At 67.6% G+C, this 20,439-nt stretch carries 11 protein-coding genes; 7 read left to right on the forward strand and 4 right to left on the reverse strand.

The annotated features are described in order from the left end of the window. Window positions 1–406: 406 nt before the first annotated feature. Together AC1DGC_RS07540 and AC1DGC_RS07545 are read right to left on the reverse strand one after the other, a co-directional pair. The gene (locus AC1DGC_RS07540; protein WP_478047550.1) at window positions 407–3,157 is read right to left on the reverse strand and encodes a TonB-dependent receptor; all 2,751 of its coding nucleotides are present in this window, start codon (window positions 3,155–3,157) and stop codon (window positions 407–409) included. A gap of 333 nt (window positions 3,158–3,490) precedes the next feature. After that, the gene (locus AC1DGC_RS07545) at window positions 3,491–5,557 is read right to left on the reverse strand and encodes a glycoside hydrolase family 97 protein (RefSeq protein WP_478047551.1); all 2,067 of its coding nucleotides are present in this window, start codon (window positions 5,555–5,557) and stop codon (window positions 3,491–3,493) included. 244 nt (window positions 5,558–5,801) lie between these two features. On the opposite strand from AC1DGC_RS07545, the gene AC1DGC_RS07550 reads away from it, so the two are divergent. The 6 genes from AC1DGC_RS07550 to AC1DGC_RS07575 all read left to right on the forward strand — a co-directional run bounded on the left by AC1DGC_RS07550 (window position 5,802) and on the right by AC1DGC_RS07575 (window position 15,414). Beyond that, a complete protein-coding gene (locus AC1DGC_RS07550) occupies window positions 5,802–8,036 on the forward strand; it encodes a glucosidase family protein (protein WP_478047552.1) in 2,235 nt (744 codons plus the stop codon). Then, entirely contained in the window at window positions 8,033–9,520 is a 1,488-nt protein-coding gene (locus AC1DGC_RS07555; protein WP_478047553.1) for an MFS transporter, read from the forward strand. Before AC1DGC_RS07550 ends, AC1DGC_RS07555 begins: the two co-directional genes overlap by 4 nt. Beyond that, window positions 9,520–11,241, forward strand: coding sequence for an alpha-amylase family glycosyl hydrolase (locus AC1DGC_RS07560; RefSeq protein ID WP_478047554.1), 1,722 nt, complete (start codon window positions 9,520–9,522; stop codon window positions 11,239–11,241). The genes AC1DGC_RS07555 and AC1DGC_RS07560 overlap by 1 nt, the downstream gene beginning before the upstream one ends. A gap of 107 nt (window positions 11,242–11,348) precedes the next feature. Next, window positions 11,349–11,729: an SseB family protein gene (locus tag AC1DGC_RS07565; protein WP_394161757.1), complete on the forward strand. Its 381-nt coding sequence runs from the start codon at window positions 11,349–11,351 to the stop codon at window positions 11,727–11,729. A 126-nt stretch (window positions 11,730–11,855) separates the two neighbouring features. Then, entirely contained in the window at window positions 11,856–13,355 is a 1,500-nt protein-coding gene (locus AC1DGC_RS07570) for a DUF7125 family protein (protein WP_478047555.1), read from the forward strand. Next, window positions 13,345–15,414: a hybrid sensor histidine kinase/response regulator gene (locus AC1DGC_RS07575; RefSeq protein WP_478047556.1), complete on the forward strand. Its 2,070-nt coding sequence runs from the start codon at window positions 13,345–13,347 to the stop codon at window positions 15,412–15,414. The genes AC1DGC_RS07570 and AC1DGC_RS07575 overlap by 11 nt, the downstream gene beginning before the upstream one ends. 47 nt (window positions 15,415–15,461) lie before the next feature. Here AC1DGC_RS07575 and AC1DGC_RS07580 read toward each other — a convergent pair whose 3' ends face one another. Both AC1DGC_RS07580 and AC1DGC_RS07585 read right to left on the reverse strand, forming a co-directional pair. Next, window positions 15,462–19,040: an ABC transporter permease/M1 family aminopeptidase gene (locus tag AC1DGC_RS07580; RefSeq protein ID WP_478047557.1), complete on the reverse strand. Its 3,579-nt coding sequence runs from the start codon at window positions 19,038–19,040 to the stop codon at window positions 15,462–15,464. Window positions 19,041–19,053: 13 nt separating this feature from the next. Further along, complete coding sequence (locus tag AC1DGC_RS07585) at window positions 19,054–19,947, reverse strand: ABC transporter ATP-binding protein (RefSeq protein WP_394161749.1); 894 nt, start codon at window positions 19,945–19,947, stop codon at window positions 19,054–19,056. A 165-nt stretch (window positions 19,948–20,112) separates the two neighbouring features. Between AC1DGC_RS07585 and AC1DGC_RS07590 the strand changes: the two genes are divergently transcribed. Continuing rightward, a complete protein-coding gene (locus AC1DGC_RS07590) occupies window positions 20,113–20,433 on the forward strand; it encodes a hypothetical protein (protein ID WP_259203780.1) in 321 nt (106 codons plus the stop codon). The last annotated feature ends 6 nt before the right edge of the window (window positions 20,434–20,439 follow it).

A 20,439-nucleotide genomic window follows, 5' to 3' on the forward strand; every position in this document is an offset into this window, starting at 1 on the left:
TGTCCCAGGGAGGGGAGTGTCTTGCCGCAATGGCGTTGGTGGACGGTGGACAGCGATATGCATGTGGTCTCGGGGCGTCTCGGCGCTGCGCGGATCGGGTGGTGTCTCCGCTTGGGTCGGTCGCGAGCGTGAGGGCCCCGTAGCAGCCGGTAGGCCCCTGGCGTAGTGTCCCGCGGCCGCGGGGCGGCCTCGTCCTTTATTTTGCCCAGGGGCCTAGCGGCTGCCACGCGGCTCGGCTTGCGGTGCGCAGGAGGAAGCCAGGCGTTTCTGGCTTTGGTCGGTGGGTCGGGCATGGGGACCCAGCGCCCGATCCGCCGACCTGCGCGCTGCAACCCTCGATTGCCCAACAAAAAACCCGCTGCCGGAGCAGCGGGTTCTCTGTTGATGCAGCGATGGCACTACCGCATCAGAACTTGTAGTTCACGCCCAGCATGTAAGTGCGGCCCCATTCCACGTATTCCAGCGGACGGTCCTTGGTGCCGGCGTAGGTGCGGTACGGCTCGTTGGTCAGGTTGCTTCCCTGCAGCAGCAGGGTCAGCCCGTGCAGGCTGCTGCTGTCGGCGAAGGTGTAGCTGACCTGCGCATCGGTGACGTTCTCGCCGACCACATAGCGCAGTGTGCGGTTACCGTTGAAGTTGCCGATCTCACCGATGAAATCCGAGCGCCGACGCTGGCTGATGCGGGCTTCGAAACCGCTGCGCTCGTAGTAGGCGGTGAAGTTGTACACCCGCTTGGACAGGCCCGGCAGGCTGATCGGATCGCTGCCCACGCTGGACGCGCTTTCCGGGTCCAGGATCTTGATGTCGCTGTCGTTGAACGTCGCGCTGGCCTGCACGCCGAAGCCACGCAGGCTCTCGGTCAGCATCTCCAGCGGGAACGATGCGGTCAGCTCCAGGCCCTTCAGCGTGCCACCCTCACCGTTCTGCGGTGCCGAGAACGTGCCGGTCTGCTGCACCGGCACGATCATGCCCGGCGGCGGCACGTAGCTGGCCAGCAGGTCGCTGAAGTCGTAATCATCGCGCGACTGCGTGTACACGTAGGACTTGAGGTCCTTGTAGAAGATCGCCGCGGCCACGTAGGCCTTCTCGCCGAAATACTTCTCGTACGACAGATCGATGGCATTGGCGCGCCACGGATCCAGCAGCGGGTTGCCGCCGCTGCCGCCCGGCTTGCCCGTGGACGTGTCCACGCCGAACTCCAGGCCGGCGCGCATCTGGTCCACGCGCGGGCGTGCCACCTGCTTGGCCGCCGCGAACCGCAGCGTCTGCTGGTGCGGGAACATGAAGACCAGGTTCAAGCTGGGCAGCCAGTCGGTGTAGGTCTTGCCGGCATCGATCGGCAGCACTTCCTGGCCTGCCGGGCGCGAACGATCAAAGTAGTTGGACTGCGAGCTCTGGTCGGTGCGCACCATCTGCACGCCGATGTTGCCACGCACGCCCACGTCGCCGATATCGGTGTTGATGTTGGCGCGCACCCAGGCGGTACTGGTCTTTTCCTGCACTGTCCACGCCTTGGGAATCAGGTAGTCCAGGTTGGTGACCGGGTTGAACACCATGTAGCGGTCCACCGCCGCCGGCACGTTCCAGGACGGAATGCGGCCGATGCCGGCGAAGCCCAGGTTGACCGGGGCGTACTGCAGGTCGCTGGCGATGTTGGCATCGCCCTGGTCACCGAGCAGGATGTTGCCCTCGGCCTGGGTCTTCTCCTTGCGGCGGTCGGCGTAGTTCACGCCCACGTCCACGTCGGCGAACCACTTCATCGCCTCGGGCAGGGCGAAGGTGGCCTGCAGGCGCGCGCCCTTCAGCCGGTCTTCCACCATCGGCACCTTGCCGTAGCCGGAGCCGTAGATGGTGTTGGTCAGGAACAGCGCATCGGGATTGGAATAGTCCAGGCCCGGGCTGATCTGCGAGAAACCATCCGGCTTGACCACCACGCCCACCGAATCCAGCTGCGGCATCGGGGTGAGCTGCAGGTTGTTTTCCAGGTTCAGCTCATCGCGCGTGGCCTTGGAGTAGTTCACGTCGGCAACGACCTTCACCCGCTCGAAGTTGAACTCGTTGTTCCAGCCGAACGCGTCGATCTTGTCCTTGCGCGTGTTGTACATGCCACGCACCAGCGGATACACGCCGGTGGCCACGCCGCCGGTGAAGGTGCCATCGGCGTTGACCTGCGGGTTGGTGATCAGCAGGCCCGGGGTGTAGCCGCCGTTGTAGTTGCTGAGGTTGAGCTCGAACTGGTTGGCGGTGTCGATCTGCTCGGCTTCGGTGTGGAACGCATCCAGGGTGCTGGTCCACACGTTCGACGGGCGGAACTGCACCGTGGCCATCAGCCCGTCGCGCTTGTTGTTGCCGGTGCGGCGCAGCGCCTTGATGCCGTCGGAGAACACCGTGCCCGGGGCCAGACCGGGGCGGTTGCCCTGGTCGGTCTGTTCGGTGGTCCACGGTTCGTACAGGCCCACCTGGTTTTCCTGGATCGGCATGTCGCTGTGCGCGTAGCCGATCGCCACGCCCCAGGTGTTGTCCAGGAACTGGTCGATGTAGCTGGCGCTGAAACGGTTGCCGTACGGGTCGACGTTGGCGGCCTTGCCCAGCGAGCTCTTCTGGTAGCGACCGCTGATGGCGATCACGCGCTCGGCGAAGCTGAGCGGGCGCACGGTCTGCATGTCGATCGTGCCCGACAGGCCCTGGCCGACCAGTGCCGCATCGGGGGTTTTGTACACGGTGACGCCGTTGACCAGTTCCGAGGGGTACTGATCGAACTCGACGCTGCGGTTGTCGCCGGTGCTGACCACTTCACGCCCGTTGAGCAGGGTGGTGGCGAAGTCCGGCGACAGGCCGCGCACGCTGATCACCTGGGCGCGGCCGGCCACGCGCTGGGCGGCCAGGCCGGGCAGTCGGCCCAGCGATTCGGCGATGCTCACATCGGGCAGCTTGCCGATGTCTTCGGCCGAGATCGCCTCGACCACCGAAATGGCGTCCTGCTTGATCGCGATCGCGTTCTCGATGCCCCGGCGGATGCCGGTGACCTGCACGGTGTCCAGGTTGGTGGCCGCGGTCCCTGTCGGCGTAGTGGGTTCGGCGGTCTGCGCCGACGCCACCAACGGCGTCAGGGCGACGGCCAGCGCGATACTCAGCGCGCTGCGCTTGCAGTTCAACATTTTCCCCTCCCAGGCAATGTTGCCAATCGATTTTGTGGTTGCCCGGAAGACCCGGGAGCGTCATGGCGCGGTGGCCGTTGACTGCGTGGCTATGGTAGGCAGCGCGCCATCGGCGTGAATCACCCTGCATACGTATTCAATGGCGTTTACCGCGTTGGAACCGGTTACAGGTGCGTCATCGCAGTCGCGCTGCCGCGCCACGGTTTGCGTCGCACACCGCGAAGCCCTGTCTCACATACACCCGAATCCCCGTGCCTTCGGCAGCGCCCCCTGACTCAGGGGGCCCTCCTCCAGACGCGCCGACGGCCGGCATTCCGCAGGGCGCCGTGACCCTTACAACGGCGTGAAGCGGATCGCCTGGCCGCCGCCGGGTGCCAGTACCAGCGTCAGCGCGTCGGCACTGGTGACCTCGCGGGTGTCGCGGACGAAGGCGAACGGATTGCGGCGGAAATCCGCACCGTCGCCATCGCGGTAGATCTCCGCGCGGTAGCGCACGCCCGGTTCCAGGAAGCCCAGCGACACCGGCAGCACGCGGCCGTGTTCGTCGGTGATGCTGCCGAGGAACCAGTCGCGGCTGTGGCGGTCCTTGCGCACGATCGTCACGTAGTCGCCCACCTCGCCGTTGAGCACGCGCGAGTCGTCCCAGTCCACCGCCACGTCCTCGATGAAGCGGAACGCCTCGCGATGCTGCAGGTAGTGCTCGGGCAGGTCGGCGGCCATCTGGATCGGGCTGTAGATCGCCACGTACAGCGCCAGCTGGCGGGCCAGCGTGCTGGGGATGGCCTGGCCGCCACGGCCCTTGAGGCTGAGGATGCCGGGGGTGTAGTCCATCGGTCCGGCCAGCAGGCGGGTGAAGACCAGGTTGACCTCGTGGTCGGGCGGATTCGGCGGCTGCCCCCAGGCGCTGTACTCCATGCCACGGGCGCCTTCGCGCGAGATCCAGTTGGGGTAGGTGCGGCGCAGCCCGGTGTCCTTGATCGGCTCGTGCGGGTTGACCGCGATGTGGCGCCTGGCCGCTTCCTGCACCACCTTGAGGTGATGGCGGGCCATGAACTGGCCGTCGTGCCACTCGCGCCACAGCGGGCCGCCAGCCGGATTGCGCCGGTCCACCTGGCCGTCGTCGCACACGTAGCCGCTTTTGAAGGAGTCCACGCCCAGCCGTGCATACAGGTCCAGCGCGGCACCGAGCTGGTCTTCGTAGTGCTCCACCGCGCAGCCGGTTTCGTGGTGGCCGATCAGGCGCACGCCTTTCTTCGCGCCATACGCCGACAGCGCCTCGATGTCGAAGTCGGCGGTGGGGCGGGTGAAATCGAAGGCGTCGCCGTTGCCCACCCAGTTGCCGTCCCAGCCGGGATTCCAGCCTTCCACCAGCACGCCACGGAAGCCGTGCGCGGCGGCGAAGTCGATCACCTTCTTCGTTTTCGCCGTGGTCGCGGCATGTTTCGGGCCGGTCGCCCAGCTTTCCTGGTCCAGGTGCATCGACCACCACACGCCCAGGTACTTGGACGGCTTGACCCAGCTCACATCACCCAGCGCGTTGGGCTCGTTGAGGTTGAGGATCAGGTCCGATTCGACCAGGCCGCCGGCGCGGTCGCTGATCTGCAGCGTGCGCCACGGGGTGGCGAAGGGCAGGGTGCGCCGCACCTTCCAGCCTTCGGCCGAGGGCGACAGTTGCGCGCGCAGGCGCTGGCCGTCGATGCGGCGCAGCCACATGCCGGCGTAGTCGACCAACGCCGCCTCGTGGATCGCCACGTGCAGGCCATCGCGGCTGCGCAGGGTAATGGGGGTGTGCACCAGCGGCACCTGGTCCAGCGGCGTGCGCTGGTACAGGTATTCGTAGTGGATCGGTTCGCCGGCCGGGATCCACCACGCGGTGGCGTCGGGCGCGATCGCGAACTCGGTCAGCTCGTCATCGATGATCGCCTCGCGCATGCCGGCCTGCTCGGGGAAGCGGTAACGGAAGCCGAGGCCGTCGTCGTAGACGCGGAACACCACCTCGAACCGGCGCCCGGCACCGCCGCGCTCGCCGAGCTGGACGGCCACTTCGTTGTAGTGGTTGCGTACCCGACGGCGCTCGCCCCACGGCTGCTCCCAGGTCTTGTCGAACGAACGCGTGGCCTGGCCCAGTACGGTCAGATCGCGATCGAGCCGCCCATCGCGCAGCTGGAAGCCGAGCCGCGAGTCGGCCACCACGGTGTCGCCCAGGCGTTCGACGCGGTAGCTGGGCGTGCCGCCGTCCAGTTGCAGCGATACCGTCAACACGTTGCCGGGGGACGCGACGCTGGCCACCGTGACCGGTTCGGCGCGGGCGATGAAGGCCAGCAGGGACAACCCGAGCGCCAGCCAGGGCAGGCGGCCAGGCGCGTGCCATCCACGCACGTGATGCGGTTTCGTCGGCATTTCCCCTCCCAAGGTGGCCGGAACATGGCTCGGACTATAGCCACGCAAGCGCGGTGGTCCCGCCGCATCGCCATGAATACGTATGCAAAGGGGCGCGCATCCGGGCGTGCCGTCTACCATGGGGCCAGGCACCCTGGGAGGGGGCCGCGAGCGCAACCGTTGCCCATCGTCGTGGCGGTCTGCGTAACCACAACGCGTGCAAAGAGGGAGGGAGGCACCGGGTGCAAACCGGGATGCCGCTTCGATGCTGAAGATGATCTGCCTGACCGCTGCCCTCGGGCTGGCGCTGGGTTCGACCGCAACCGCGGCGGACCTCACTTTCGATGGCCGCACCGCGCGCGCCACCCCTGCTGCCGACGGCGGCTTCCAGCTGCATGCGCCCGGGCACGACGTGGCGATCGCCGCGCAGCCGATGCGCAGCCGCACCGACAGCGTGCTGTTCGATGCGCTGTTCGCCCTGGCCCAGCAGGAGCTGGACGCCGACCGCGTCGACGCGATCCGCGATCCGTCCTTCAACCAGGGCAACCCGGTGCCGTGCGACTGCTTCCAGACCGGCGAACGCTGGCCGTACGTCTGGACCCGCGATGTCAGCTTCGCCGCCGACCTGGCGCTGTCGCGGCTGGACCCGGTGCGGACCCGGCAGTCGCTGCAGTTCAAGCTCTCGGCCGCGCGCGACGGGAAGACGCCGGGGCTGTTCGTGGCCCAGGACACCGGCTCGGGCGGCAGTTGGCCGATCAGCAGCGACCGCGTGGTGTGGTTCCTGGCCGCGCGCGGCCTGCTCGCCGACCCCGCGTTTGCCGACCAGGTCTGGCAGGCGTTGCAGGCCACCCTGGCGCAGGACCGCGCCGCGGTGTTCGACCCGCGCGTGGGCCTGTACCGCGGCGAGACCTCGTTCCTGGACTGGCGCGAACAGACCTACCCGGACTGGACCCGCCAGGACGTGCGCTTCATCGGCGAGTCGTTCGCGCTGTCCACCAACGTGCTGCACTACCAGGCGCTGCGCCTGGCCGAGCGGCTCGCACGCGACCGTGGCGACGACCGCGCCAGCCAGTACGCCGGCTGGGCCGATGCGCTGGCCACGCAGATCGACGCGCGCTTCTGGCGCGAGGACGCCGGCCTGTACATGAGCTACATCGGCGAAGCGGCGCACCCGGTGCCGTACGCCAAGTACGACCTGCTGGCGATCTCGCTGGGCGTGCTGGCCGATGTGTTCCCCGCCGACCGCGCGCGTCGCGCGCTGGCCAACTACCCGGCAGTGGAAGGGGGCAGCCCGGTGGTGTGGCCACAGGAGGCACGGCAGCCGATCTACCACAATCGCGCGGTCTGGCCGTTCGTCAGTGCGTACTCGCTGCGCGCCGCACGCCGTCTCGATGACGCCGCCCGCATCCAGCTGGAGATCGAATCGCTGATGCGTGGCACCGCGTTGGCCGGGTCCAACATGGAAAACTACGAGATGCGCCGCCTGGCGGTGCATGTCGACGAAGGTGCGTTGAGCGGCCCGGTGGTCAACTCGCCGCGCCAGTTGTGGTCGGTGGCCGGCTACCTGTCGATGGTGCTGGAGGGCGTGTTCGGCGTGGACGCCGACGGCAACGTCGCCCCGAAACTGCCGACCGCGCTGGTGCCGCCGTTGTTCGGCAAGCGCAGCAGCATCGAGCTGGACGACGGCACGACCCGTTACGTGCTCAAGCGCCCGCGCAAGCTGGAGGGCGCGTTGCTGGTGGCAAAGAACATCGTGCGCAAGAACAACACCGTCACCGTGCAACTGATGGCGCAGCCACAAACCGCAGCCGCCGGAACGGGTAGAGCCGAGCCACGCTCGGCTGCTCCTGCTCCTGCTCCTGCTCCTGCTTCCGCAGCCGCCTATGCCCCCACCACCCCCACCGCACCCGAACCGGTCAAACGCGGCAAGACCTGGTCGATTCCAGTTCCCGCCAACCACGTGCTGTGGCTGGACGGCCGCGAGGTCACCACCGCCTCGCCGCTCACCGTCCGCGACGACGGCCACCAGCACTGCCTCAGCCTCACCCGCCGCGACGGTGCGCTGGAATCCCTGCACAGCCCGATGAGCTGCGTCGGCCCGCAGCAGCGCCTCAACGGGGCCACGGCCTGGGCCTGGAGCGCCGCCGCTCCCACCCGCGTGCGCGTTCGCCTGCGCTACGACAATTCCAACGGCCCGATCAACACCGGCGTCACCGCGGCGGTGAAGCAGGTGGTCGCGCAGTGCCCGGGCCAGCCTGCGCAGCGCGCCAGCGTGGTGATGCCGCACAGCGTGGGCCCGCAGGCCTCCACCGCGGTCGAATTCGACCTGCCCCGGGGCCGCTGCCGCTTCACGCTGGAAGAGGGCTTCAACATGAGCGCACTGGCGCACTTTGCCAGCTACAACGGCGGCAAGGGCGGCCGCGATGGCGTGCTCAACCAGGCCACGATCAGCGCGTTGCTGATCGCCCCGATCGCCGCCACGGCGGAGGCAGCCCGATGAACCGCCCGGCCAAGCCCACGCTGTCGTTCTGGCAGATCTGGAACATGTGCTTCGGCTTCCTCGGCATCCAGTTCGGGTTCGCCCTGCAGAACGCCAATGCCAGCCGCATCTTCGAGACCCTCGGCGCACCGATGGATGCGGTGCCGGGGCTGTGGATCGCCGCGCCGCTGACCGGGCTGCTGGTGCAGCCGGTGATCGGTTACTGGTCCGACCGCACCTGGACCCGCTGGGGCCGGCGCCGGCCGTACTTCATGGTGGGCGCGGTACTGACCACGCTGGCGCTGCTGGTGATGCCCAATTCGCCCACGTTGTGGATCGCCGCCGGCACGCTGTGGGTGCTGGACGCGTCGATCAACGTGTCGATGGAACCATTCCGCGCGTTCGTCGGCGACCAGCTCGCACCGCGCCAGCGGCCCACCGGCTATGCGATGCAGAGCTTCTTCATCGGCATCGGCGCGATCGTGGCCAGCTTCCTGCCCTTCATCCTGGCCCATGTTGGCGTGGCCAATACCGCCGGGGCAGGGCAGGTGCCGGACACGGTGCGCTACGCGTTCTACGTGGGTGCAGCGGTGCTGCTGGGCGCGATCTGCTGGACGGTGTTCAGCACCCGCGAATATGCGCCGTCCGAGCTGGCGGGCTTCGCCGATGCCGAACCGCCCGCCGCGCAACAGTCGTCGCGCATGGCCGGCCCGCCGCCGTGGGCGCAGAGTGCACTGTGGCTGCTGATCGGCGCGGGCTTGGCCGTGGCCATCGCCTCGCAGCGCGGCGACAAGATGCTGTACGTGCTGGCCGGGCTGTGTGCGGCCTACGGCCTGCTGCTGGCCGCCTCGCGGCTGCTGCCCGGCACGCACATGCTGGCGCAGATCGTCGATGACCTGCGCGCGATGCCGCCAACCATGCGGCGCCTGGCATGGGTGCAGTTCTTCTCGTGGTTCGCGCTGTTCGCGATGTGGATCTACACGACCGCTGCCGTGGCCGGCACGCACTTCGGTTCCACCGATCCCGCCTCGGCCGCCTACAACGAGGGCGCCAACTGGGTGGGCGTGCTGTTCGGCGCCTATAACGGCTTCGCCGCGCTGGCTGCGCTGCTGATCCCGCCGATGGTGCGCCTGCTTGGCCTGCGCTGGAGCCACCTGGTCAACCTGTGGCTGGGCGGGCTGGGGTTGATCTCGCTGGCGGTGATCGATGATCCCACCTGGCTGCTGCTGTCGATGGTCGGCGTCGGTTTCGCCTGGGCCTCGATCCTGTCGCTGCCGTATGCGCTGCTGTCCGACAGCGTGCCCGCGGCCAAGATGGGCATCTACATGGGCCTGTTCAATTTCTTCATCGTCATCCCGCAGTTGATCGCCGCCAGCGCGCTGGGCTTCATGCTGCGCACCTGGCTGGGCGGCGATCCGATGCACGTGCTCGCCCTGGGCGGCGCCAGCCTGTTCGTGGCCGGTGTGTGCGTGCTGCGCGTGCCTTCCACACAGGAGCTTGCCTGATGCATGGTTTTTCCCGGTTGTCGCTGGGCTTGTCCTTCGCGCTGCTGTCGGCGCAGGCCATCGCCGCGCCGCGCCCCGAATACGTGGGCACCACCGAGCCGTTCGCCAGCGACGCGGTGTACTTCGTGGTCACCGACCGCTTCGTCAACGGCGACCCGTCCAACGACCACCGCGACCAGGGCGGCAAACACCGTACCTTCGACATCCCGGTGCCGTGCCCGGACAAGGTCGATGGCAACATCGGCTACCTCGGCGGTGACTTCAAGGGCGTGCTCGACAACGCCGACTACATCCGCAACCTGGGCTTTGGCGCGGTCTGGATCACCCCGATCGTGGACAACCCCGACGAGGCCTTCACCGGCAGCAAGCCGATCAGTTGCAGCAGCACGCTGACCGATCGCGGCAAGACCGGCTACCACGGCTACTGGGGCATCAACTTCTACAGGCTCGATGAACACCTGCCCAGTGCCGACCTCGATTTTGCCGGGCTTACCCGTGGCCTGCATGCGGCCAAACTGAAAGTGGTGCTGGACATCGTCGGCAACCACGGCTCGCCGGCCTGGACCATGCCCACCCGCCAGCCGCAGTTCGGGCAGATCTTCGGCAAGGACGGCACGCTCATCGCCGACCACCAGAACCTGCCGCCGCAGCAGCTCGACCCGGGGCACACCCCGCTGCACGCCTTCTACAACACCATCGGCCCGGTGGATGGCAAGGACGGCTCGATCTTCGATGGCAACCTGGCCGAGTTGTCGGATTTCAACGAGCACAACCCGGCGGTGATGGACTACCTGGTCGGGGCTTACCTGCAGTGGACCGCGCAGGGCGTCGACGCCTTGCGCATCGATACCATCGGCTGGTTGCCGCACCCGTGGTGGCACGAATTCGTCGGCCGCATCCGCGCCGCGCATCCGGGCATGTTCATGTTTGGCGAGGCCTTCGACTACGACGCCGGCAAGATCGCCGAACACACCTGGCCGGCCAATGCCAACGTCAGCGTGCTCGATTTCCCGTTGCGTGGCGCGTTGTCGTCGGTGTTCGGCAAGGAGCAGAAGGGGTTTGAGACCCTGTCCGAGCCCCTGCACCTGGTCGGCGGCCCGTACGCCAACCCGTACGAGCTGATGAGCTTCTACGACAACCACGACATGGCCCGCCTGGACGCCACCGACAGCGGTTTCATCGACGCGCACAACTGGCTGTTTACCGCGCGTGGCATTCCGGTGCTGTACTACGGCTCGGAAACCGGCTTCATGCGCAGCCGCGCCGAACATGCCGGCAACCGCGCCTATTTCGGCCAGGCGCGCGTCGACGCTGCCGCGCAGAGCCCGATCTACGGCCCGCTGCAGCGCATCGCCCAGCTGCGTGCGGCCACGCCGGCCCTGCAACGCGGCCTGCAGGTCAACGAGCGGCTGCAGGGCGATGAAGCGGTGTTCTTCCGGGTGCTCCAGCAGGGCGACACGCACCAGACGGCGCTGGTGCTGCTCAACAAGGGCGATGCCGCCCGCAACATCGAGGTGCGCCGCTATGTGCAGGCAGGCACCTGGCGCGATGCGCTGGGCGGCGGCAGCCAGCAGGTCAAGGACCGCCTGACCGCCGAAGTGCCGGCGCACGGCGTGCGGGTGTTCCTGCTGGACGCGCCGGTGGCCCAGGCCGCGCTGCAGGCCGAGTTGCAGCGCGCCGCCGCCGACCAGCAGGCGCGCAGCGCCCGCCTGGCACGGTAGCGCCAGCCACTGGCCGGCCAGCCGATCGGGGCAGGGTATGCCTCCGGCCGGCTGGCAGCCGGCACTCCCGGTACAATCCGGGGCCGCCACGCCCCGGAATAGTGCCCGTGACCGAACTGCCTCCGCAGAATCCGCTTGAAACCCTGCTGCAGTCGGCGATGGACGGCCAGTTGCCGATCGCGCTGTTCATGAAGGCCTTTGTCGCGGCCGAGGTGGTGTTGCTGACCGGTAGCCTCGTCACCCCCGATGGCAGCGGCTTCGACCCGCTGCTGTTCGACAAGCAGGGCGTGCTGCACGTGGCGGTGTTCACCGACATCGCGCGGGTCGGGTTCCACAACCAGCAGGCGCCGCATACGATCCGCATGCAGATGATCGAGGTGCTCAGGCGCGTGCCGGGGGGCTACGGTGTCGTGGTCAACCCGGGCACCCGGTTGGGCATGGAGCTGTCGCCGGCCGGCATCGGCGAGATCCTCAAGGACTTTGCCTGAGGGCGGCCGAGAGGGCGTTTTACGCCGTTTACACATTGCTTAATCTGCTTCTAGCAGGACAGGCAGGTCACACAATATCTACACAATGCCCGTTGCTAGACTCGCCGCGTCGAAATTGGCGAACCTATGCAGACACAATCCTCCCGCATCACCACCGGCATCCAGGGCCTGGATCAGATTCTCCGCGGCGGTTTCCCGCAGGGGCGCCTGTATCTGCTGGAAGGTCCCCCAGGGTCGGGCAAGACCACCCTGTCGCTGCAGTTCCTGTTGGAAGGCCTGCGCAGGGGCGAGCGCTGCCTCTACATCACCCTGTCCGAGACCGCCGAGGAGCTGCGCGAGGTCGCCACCGCGCATGGCTGGTCGCTGGACGGGCTGCACCTGTTCGAGCTGGGCTCGGCCGAGGACGCGCTGGGCAATGGCCGCCTGCAGTCGGTGCTGCACTCCTGGGAGGTGGAGCTGGATGAAACGGTCAACCTGATCCTGGGCGAAGTGGAGCGCATCCGGCCCAGCCGCGTGGTGTTCGACTCGCTCTCCGAGCTGCGCCTGTTGTCGCAGGATTCGCTGCGCTATCGGCGCCAGATCCTGGCGCTCAAGCAGTTTTTCGCACCCAAGAGCGCCACCGTTTTCCTGGTCGACGACCTCACCTCCACCAGCGAGGATCGCGACGGCCAGCTGCACAGCCTGTGCCACGGCGTGCTCTCGCTGGAACGGCTGACCCTGGACTTCGGCCCGGCGCGGCGCCGCCTGCAGGTGCAGAAGCTGCGGGGCGTGGACTTCATCGCCGGTTACCACGACATGGTGATCCGTGCCGGCGGCCTGGAGGTGTTCCCGCGCCTGATCGCCAACCAGCATCACGAGCAGTTCGACGGAACGGCGGTGGGCAGCGGCGTGGCCGAGATCGACAACCTGCTTGGCGGCGGCCCACTGCGCGGCACCTGCACGCTGTTGACCGGCCCGGCCGGCAGCGGCAAGACCAACGTCGCGCTGCAGTACATCTGGGCGGCCTGCGAACGCGGCGAGCAGTGCTGCATCTTCGAGTTCGACGAGCGCGTGGGCACCCTGCTGGCCCGTGCCAAGTCGCTGGACATCGACCTGCACCAGCACCTGGCATCGGGCCGGCTGGAAATCATGCAGATGGACCCGGCCGACATCTCCCCGGGCGAGTTTTCCTGGAACATCCAGAAGGCCGTCGAGGGGCGCGGCTGCAGCGTGTTGATGATCGACAGCCTCAACGGTTACGTCGCCGCCATGCCCCAGGAAAAGCAGCTCATGCTGCAGCTGCACGAGATGCTCTCCTACCTCAACCAGAAGGGCGTGGTCACCTTCCTGGTCAATCCGCAGCATGGCCTGGTGGGCACCATGTCCACCGGCAACCTCAACGTCTCCTACATCGCCGATGCGGTCATCCTGTTCCGCTTCTTCGAGGCGCAGGGGCGGATCCGCAAGGCGATTTCGGTGATCAAGAACCGCGGCGGGGCGCACGAAGACACCATCCGCGAGCTCAAGATCGACGGCAGGGGCCTGGCGCTCAGCGGTCCGCTAAAGGAATTCCGGGGCATCCTCACCGGCACGCCGGAATTCGTCGGCGACAGTGCCGCGCTGCTGGGCCACTCGCATGCCGGATGACGACGGGGCCGGCATCGTCCATATCGTCGCACCGTTCGGCCGCGACGCCGACAGCATCGCCACCGTCCTGCATACCGCCGGGCTCAGTACGCGCATCCTGCCCACCCTGGCGGCCCTGAGCGACTCGCTCGACGAACAGGCCGGCGTGGCCCTGGTCACCGAGGAAGCCGTCGCCGGTGGAGTCGACGCGCTGGTGGCCGCGTTGGCCGCGCAGCCGGCCTGGTCGGACCTGCCGTTCATCCTGCTGCGCTCGCCGCGCGCGCACCGGCGTGCGCCGGCCGACGGACTGTTGCCGCGTTCGGTCAACGTCATCGAGCTCGATCGTCCGTTGGGTAGCCTCTCCCTGCTCAGCGCCGTGCAGGGCGCGCTGCGCGCGCGCGAGAAGCAGTACCTGGTCCGCGACCAGATGCAGGCGCTGGCCGACAGCCGCGTGGCCCTGGTGCGCAGCGAGTCCGAGTTGCGCCTGATTGCCGATGCGATGCCGGTGCTGATCGCCTTCGTCGACCGCAGCCTGCACTACCGGTTCGCCAACAAGGCCTACGAAGCGTGGTTCGACCTGCCGATCGGGCAGGTCATCGGCAAACACGTGGGCGAGGTCGTGGGTGTCGATGTGTGGCAGGCCCGGCTGCCGGCCATGCAGCGCGCGCTGGCCGGCGAGGAAGTGCAGTATGAGGTGAGCTGGCCACGCGCCGATGGCGGGCGGCGTGACAGCGAAGTGCGCTACTCGCCACGCGTGGCCGCAGACGGCAGCATCGACGGCTTCCATGTCTTCGTCACCGATATCACCGTGGCCAAGCTCGCACTGGAAAGCAGCCAGCGCCACGCGCATGAGCTGGAGGCCATGGTCGCCGAGCGCACCCGTGAGCTGGAGGCGCAGATGGCCGCGCGCGAGGCCAGCGAGGCGGCGTTGCGGCAGTCGCAGAAGATGGAGGCGATCGGCCAGCTCACCGGTGGCATCGCACACGACTTCAACAACATGCTGACCGGCATCCTGTCGGCGCTGGACATCGTGCGGATGCGCCTGGAGATGGGCCGCGTCGACGACCTCGAACGTTTCCTGGACACCGCCACCGCCTCCAGCCAGCGCGCCGCCGGCCTGACCCAGCGCCTGCTCGCGTTCTCGCGCCGGCAGTCGCTGGACGCCAAGCCGGTGGAGCTCAACCAGCTGGTCGGGTCCATCCAGCACCTGCTGCGCAGCACCCTGGGTGAGAGCATTGTCGTGCGCACCCGGCTGGCCAGCGATCCCCTGCATGCCGTACTGGATACCAACCAGTTCGAAAGCGCGCTGTTGAACCTGGCCATCAACGCCCGCGATGCGATGCCCGGCGGTGGCGAGCTGGAACTGAGCACCACCGCGGTGCAGCTCGGCGAGGACGAGGTCGCCACCATCCCGGCTGGACGCTACACCGTGGTGGCCGTGGCCGACACCGGCACCGGCATGCCCCCCGAGGTGGTCGAGCGCGCGTTCGAACCGTTCTTCACCACCAAGCCGATCGGCAAGGGCACCGGCCTGGGCATGTCGATGGTGTATGGCTTCATGCAGCAGTCCGGCGGCCACATCGCCATCGATTCGACGCCGGGGCAGGGCACCGCCGTTTCGCTGTACATCCCGTTGGTCGAACCCGCTGCCGAGCCGGACAAGGCGCCGGGCGCGGCCACTGTCTCGCTGGGCGCGGGCCAGTCCATTCTGGTGGTCGAAGATGACGAGCAGGTGCGCATGCTGGTCACCGTGGTGCTCGAAGACCTGGGTTACCAGGTGCAGGTGGTGGGCGATGCCAATGGCGCGATCCCGATCCTGCAGTCCGCGCGCGGCATCGACCTGCTCATCACCGACGTGGGCCTGCCGGGGCTCAACGGCCGCCAGCTGGCCGAGATCGCGCGGCAGTCACGCCCGCAGTTGCCGGTGCTGTTCATGACCGGCTATGCGGAAAAAGCCCAGGAGCGTGCGGCGTTCCTCGAGGAGGGCATGGCAATGATCGCCAAGCCCTTCCCCCTGGATGCATTCAGCGCCGCCGTGCGCCAGTCGATGGGCGAGGCGCAGGCGTCCCACGTGGCGTGAGCGTGGCCGCCTGCGGCCACGCATCATGACGGTCCAGGTTCGGTGCGCTACAGGCTCACCTTGCGCCGGTTGTCATCGCTCACCCGGTCGATCAGCTTGTTGTACGGATCGAACCCGGCCTCATCCGGCTTGCCGTCCACCACCACGGTGATCGTCGGTGCCGCCTCGGTGATGTGGTGGCGCTGCAGGTACAGCACCTTCTGGTCGCGCTCCTTGCCCGAGGCGGCATTGGCGAACACGCCTACCTCGATCCAGTCGTCCATCTTCCCGGCCGTTTCCTTGCCGCCGCCGTCGGCGTAGCGCTTCTCGGCATGCAGGGCGAGGGTGACCTCGTACTTGCCATCGGCCCGCCTGCGCGCCTTGGCCTCCAGCAGCCGGTTGTCGTACAGGGTGATCTTCTCGAACAGGTCGGTGACCACCTGCTGGCGGTCGGCCGGGGTCTCGGCGCGGATGTAGGCCAACAGCTCGCGCGAGGTGGTGTACGGCGGTTGCTGGTAGCCCTTGTCCTCCAGGAAGCGCTTGAGCGCGCGGTTGAGCGCGGCCTCGCCGATCTCCTCGCGCAGGCGGTAGAACACCAGTGAGCCCTTCTCGTAGTGGATGTACTGCTGGTTCTCCACCCGCTCCAGCGGCAGCTCCTCGATGCGCTCGCCGCCGCGTCCGGCCAGGTAACGGTCCAGTTCGGTCTTCAGGAACTGGCGCATGTGGGCGCGGCCGTACGTCTTCTCCATCACCATCAACGCCGAGTACTGCGACAGCGACTCGGACAGCACCGTGGCGCCCTGCACGTTGGCGCCTATCACCTGGTGCGCCCACCACTGGTGTGCGATCTCGTGCGCGGTGACGTAGAACACGTAGTCGATCTTGTCCGGGTCGCGCAGGTCGGCGATGAAGCCGATCGACTCGGAGTAGGGAATGGTATTGGCGAAGGACTGGGCGAAGCTCTGGTAGCCGGGGAACTCGATGATGCGCACCTGGCGGTGCTGGTACGGGGTGAAGTTGGCCTCGTAGTAGGCCATCGACTTCTGCACCGCCTCGATCATCCGGTCCACGTTGTAGCCGTGGCGGGGATCGTAGTAGACCTCGATGGGGATGTTCCGGTACGTGCCGCGCTTGACCTCCCAACGCGCGGACAGGTACGCGTAGAAGTTGAGCATCGGCCGGTCCATGGCATAGCGGAAGCAGCGTCGGCCATCCACCGTCTTTTCCTCCTGCAGGTAGCCCGGGGCGAGGGCGATCTGGTCCGGCGCGGTGCAGATGGTGGTGCGGAAGTCGAGCCAGTCGGCGTCATCGGAAATGTAGGTGTTGGCGCGTGCGGCCTCATCCTCCAGTTTCGGCATGCGGGTCGGCTCGCCCAGCCCGCGCTTGCGGCGCTCGTTGCGGTCTTCCAGCTGCGCGCGCTCGTCGTAGCCGAACGAGGGCAGCATGCGGCTGTTGAAGAAGCTGCCGTTTTCGACCACATCGGTGGGGGCCTGCCCGGCGGTGATGCCATCGGGATGCTGGTCCACGCGGAAGTGCACGCGGCGCTCCTCGCCCGGCTGCAATGGTGTATTCAAGTGGTAGATGCGGTAGCCCAGGTCGACATCATGGAAACTTAGGGTCTGCCCGCCCAGGTCCACGGCCACCAGCTGGCGGTCGTCGTCCATCGCGATATGGATGTCGGTGATGGGCGTGGCATGGCTGTTGCGCACGGTCCAGTCGGCATCGATGGTGACCGACTGGGTTTCCGGATGCAGGTCGACCCGGTTGTCCACCGCGGTGATGCGCGGCTGCGGCAGGTCGCGGTACTTGGACAGCTCACGCTCGTAACGCGCCTGCAGGTCGCGCTGCTGGTCCGGCGACAGGAATTCATTGCGGATGTTGGTGTTCCAGTACAGCCAGCCGCCGACCGCCACGAAGCCCACCATGGCCAGCGCCGCACCCACACCAGCGGGGCCGCGCAGGCGATGGCGGGCAAGAGTGATGCGCTGGCGCAGGCCCATTCCGACCCCGCGTACCCAGAATGCCGACGCCAGGCACAGCAACGCGGCCAGCAGCAGCGCCCAGTAGCTCTGGAACGCCAGCTGCCCGACCAGGAAGTGGCCGAAGCCGTTCATGTCCGAATACGGCGCGTTGGGCCAGTTGCCGAAGTTGTACAGGTTCTGGGTGTAGTCCAGCAGGCCGAGCGCGACCTGGCCGATCATCACCACGATCAGCAGCGCATAGCCGGCGAACTTGTTGTTGGTCAGCACCTGCAGCACCAGCGCCATGCCGCCCATCAGCACATAGAACACCGAGCCCAGCGCCAGCGTCTGCAGGTACACCAGCGGCTCCAGCCGGGTGTAGCCTTGGCCCAGCTGCAGCAGCATCGACACCGCCGCGCCCACCGCCTGGAAGCAGGCGATCACCACCACGAGCACGGTGAACTTGGCCAGCAGCGGCACCCAGTTCGGCACCGGCATCGCATCGTTGACTTCATTGAGCCGCGCGGTGCGTTCCTTCCACACCAGCTCGCCGGCGTAGAACAGCACGATGATCACCAGCAGCCAGCTGTACGCGCCCTGCAGCGAGGCCAGCATCTCGGCGGTGACCGGGTAGATCGGCGTGCCGTACAACGATTCCTGCGTCAGCGCGCCGGGAATGAAGTTGGCCAGGCCCAGTACCAGCAGCACCAGGAACGGCACGCTGCGCAGCACGCCGGCGGTATCGAAGCGGACCTGGCGCAGGTACTGCTGCCAGCCCGTGGCCGCGCCGAACGCAGGGCGGATGCGCGGCACCCCCCGCTGCGCGGGACGCGATGCGGCAGGTGCCGGCGCGGCGGCCTTCCGGCCCCAACGACGTCGCCCGCTGCCACTGCGCTCGGTGCGGAACAGCGCGAAGGTCGCCGCGAACAAGGCAGCGGCAACGCCCAGCCACAGCGCGCGGTTGGCCAACAGGTAACCGGCCACCTGCGGCAGCTGGGTGTTGCTCTGTTCGGCCGCCCAATAGCGCACGGTGCGCCCGACCGCGCGCATGCCCATCGGCTCGCCCAGCGTGGCGATCCAGGTGTTGTCGATGTCGCGCAGCAACGAGGCGCTCACCCCGTACAGCACGAAGTAGCCGACCAGGCCGATGTATACCCACAGAATCGAGCGGGTGAGCGCGGCCAGCATCGCCAGCAACGCGGTGGTGAACACCAGATTGGGCAGCACGATGAAGGCGAACGTCCACGCGTAGCCACGCAGCGAGATTGGCCCCATCCGCGCCGGGTCCACCCAGGGCATGAACGGGGCCAGGAACAGGCCCACGGCGATGATCACGTAGAACAGCAGCCCGGCGCACAACGCCGCCAGGATGCGCCCGGCCAGGTAATCGCGGCGCTTGATCGGGCTGGCGAAGATCAGCTCGGCAGTCCCCAGTTCGAAATCGCGCAGCAATGCATTGCTGACGAACAGGGTGGATACCAGCATGCCCATTATGGTGAACACGCCCATGAAGCGGGCGATCACGATCGGGGCGTTGCTGTGTACGTTGCCGGCGCCGCCGCCGATCTGCACCGCATCGCTGGAGGCCGCGGCGAAGGCCAGCGCGGCGAACAGCAGCGACAACAGCCAGAACAGGGGGGAACGGAGCTGCTCGCGCAGCTCGAAGCGGAAGAAGGCGGTGATCATGGGCGCGCTCCGGTCAGGCGGCCCGCGACTGCAGGCGCAGTCGCTGGAAATACACATCCTCGAGGTCGGGGGCGACCGCCTGGAACCCATCGCCCGGATCGCTGGCGCTGTGCACGTGGATGACCGGGCGCCCGCCCACCAGGCGGGTGGACAGCACCACGTGGTTGGCTTCATAGCTGGCCAGTTCGGCGGCCTCCACCTGCTTGCGCCAGACCTGCTGCTGCAGGGCCTCGATCGCATCGCTGGGTTTGCCGGTCAGCAGCACCTGGCCCTTGTTCATGATGGCCATGCTCGGGCACAGGTCGGTGACATCCTCGACGATGTGGGTGGACAGGATCACCGCCACGTTCTCGCCGATGGCGGCCAGCAGGTTGAGGAAGCGGTTGCGTTCCTCCGGGTCCAGGCCGGCGGTGGGCTCGTCCACGATCACCAGGCGCGGATCGCCGAGCAGTGCCTGGGCGATGCCGAAGCGTTGGCGCATGCCGCCCGAATAGGTGCCCAGCTTGCGCTTGCGCGCGTCCCACAGGTTCACCTGCTGCAGCAGCCCGTCCACCACCTCGCGGCGCTGGGCCTTGTGGGTGATGCCCTTGAGCACGGCGAAATGGTCCAGCAGGTCCAGTGCGCTCACCTTGGGATACACCCCGAAGTCCTGCGGCAGGTAGCCCAGCCGGCGCCGCACCGCATCCTTGTCGCGCAGCACGTCGATGACCGGCTCGCCGGGAATCTCCAGGGTCACGCTGCCGCTGTCGGCTTCCTGCAGGGTGGACAGGGTACGCATCAGCGAGGACTTGCCCGCGCCGTTGGGGCCGAGCAGGCCGAACATGCCGCGCGGGATATCGAGCGTCACCCCGTTGAGCGCGTGCACGCCGTTGGCGTAGGTCTTGGACAGCGAGCGGATCTGCAGCATGGGGCGGACACCTTTCCCTGTGTTGAAGAGCGAGTTATGGGCGCAAAGCGGGGACGCTGCATCCGCCGTAAGTCATGGATCGGTAGGCGAGTGGGGGGGCGGTATGGCGCAGAGCGACAATCCCGGGCTACGATCGGCGCGGACTGCCCAGCCAACGCCCATCCCATGATCGACCCCGCATCCGCGTCGCTCGGCAAGCGCCACCTCGATATCGCGGCGGTCATGTGGTTTCTGGGCGTATTGGGAGGTGCCGCCGTAGGCGTGGCGCTTTCCCATATGGGCTACGACGGCGAAGGGCTCGCCCTTGCGTTGACATGGCTGGTGAACCTGGGCGTGGCCTGGCACCTTGCGAACGCCGCACACGCTCAAGGCAGACGACGCTGGCTATGGGGCATGCTTGCTGCGATCTGGCCGGCTGCTTCGATGGGGGTATGCAGCTTTCTGAACTTCAGTCGCTGGTTTGGCTGGAGCAAACCACCTGCTTGAACGGCC

The organism is Stenotrophomonas sp. 05N37, assembly GCF_056397365.1.

What these genes read in the sequence shown, in the direction of transcription:
- AC1DGC_RS07540 (WP_478047550.1), bottom strand. Translation starts at nt 3,157, where the DNA reads ATGTTGAACTGCAAGCGCAGCGCGCTGAGTATCGCGCTGGCCGTCGCC.
- AC1DGC_RS07545 (WP_478047551.1), bottom strand. Translation starts at nt 5,557, where the DNA reads ATGCCGACGAAACCGCATCACGTGCGTGGATGGCACGCGCCTGGCCGC.
- AC1DGC_RS07550 (WP_478047552.1), top strand. Translation starts at nt 5,802, where the DNA reads ATGCTGAAGATGATCTGCCTGACCGCTGCCCTCGGGCTGGCGCTGGGT.
- AC1DGC_RS07555 (WP_478047553.1), top strand. Translation starts at nt 8,033, where the DNA reads ATGAACCGCCCGGCCAAGCCCACGCTGTCGTTCTGGCAGATCTGGAAC.
- AC1DGC_RS07560 (WP_478047554.1), top strand. Translation starts at nt 9,520, where the DNA reads ATGCATGGTTTTTCCCGGTTGTCGCTGGGCTTGTCCTTCGCGCTGCTG.
- AC1DGC_RS07570 (WP_478047555.1), top strand. Translation starts at nt 11,856, where the DNA reads ATGCAGACACAATCCTCCCGCATCACCACCGGCATCCAGGGCCTGGAT.
- AC1DGC_RS07575 (WP_478047556.1), top strand. Translation starts at nt 13,345, where the DNA reads ATGCCGGATGACGACGGGGCCGGCATCGTCCATATCGTCGCACCGTTC.
- AC1DGC_RS07580 (WP_478047557.1), bottom strand. Translation starts at nt 19,040, where the DNA reads ATGATCACCGCCTTCTTCCGCTTCGAGCTGCGCGAGCAGCTCCGTTCC.
- AC1DGC_RS07585 (WP_394161749.1), bottom strand. Translation starts at nt 19,947, where the DNA reads ATGCTGCAGATCCGCTCGCTGTCCAAGACCTACGCCAACGGCGTGCAC.
- AC1DGC_RS07590 (WP_259203780.1), top strand. Translation starts at nt 20,113, where the DNA reads ATGATCGACCCCGCATCCGCGTCGCTCGGCAAGCGCCACCTCGATATC.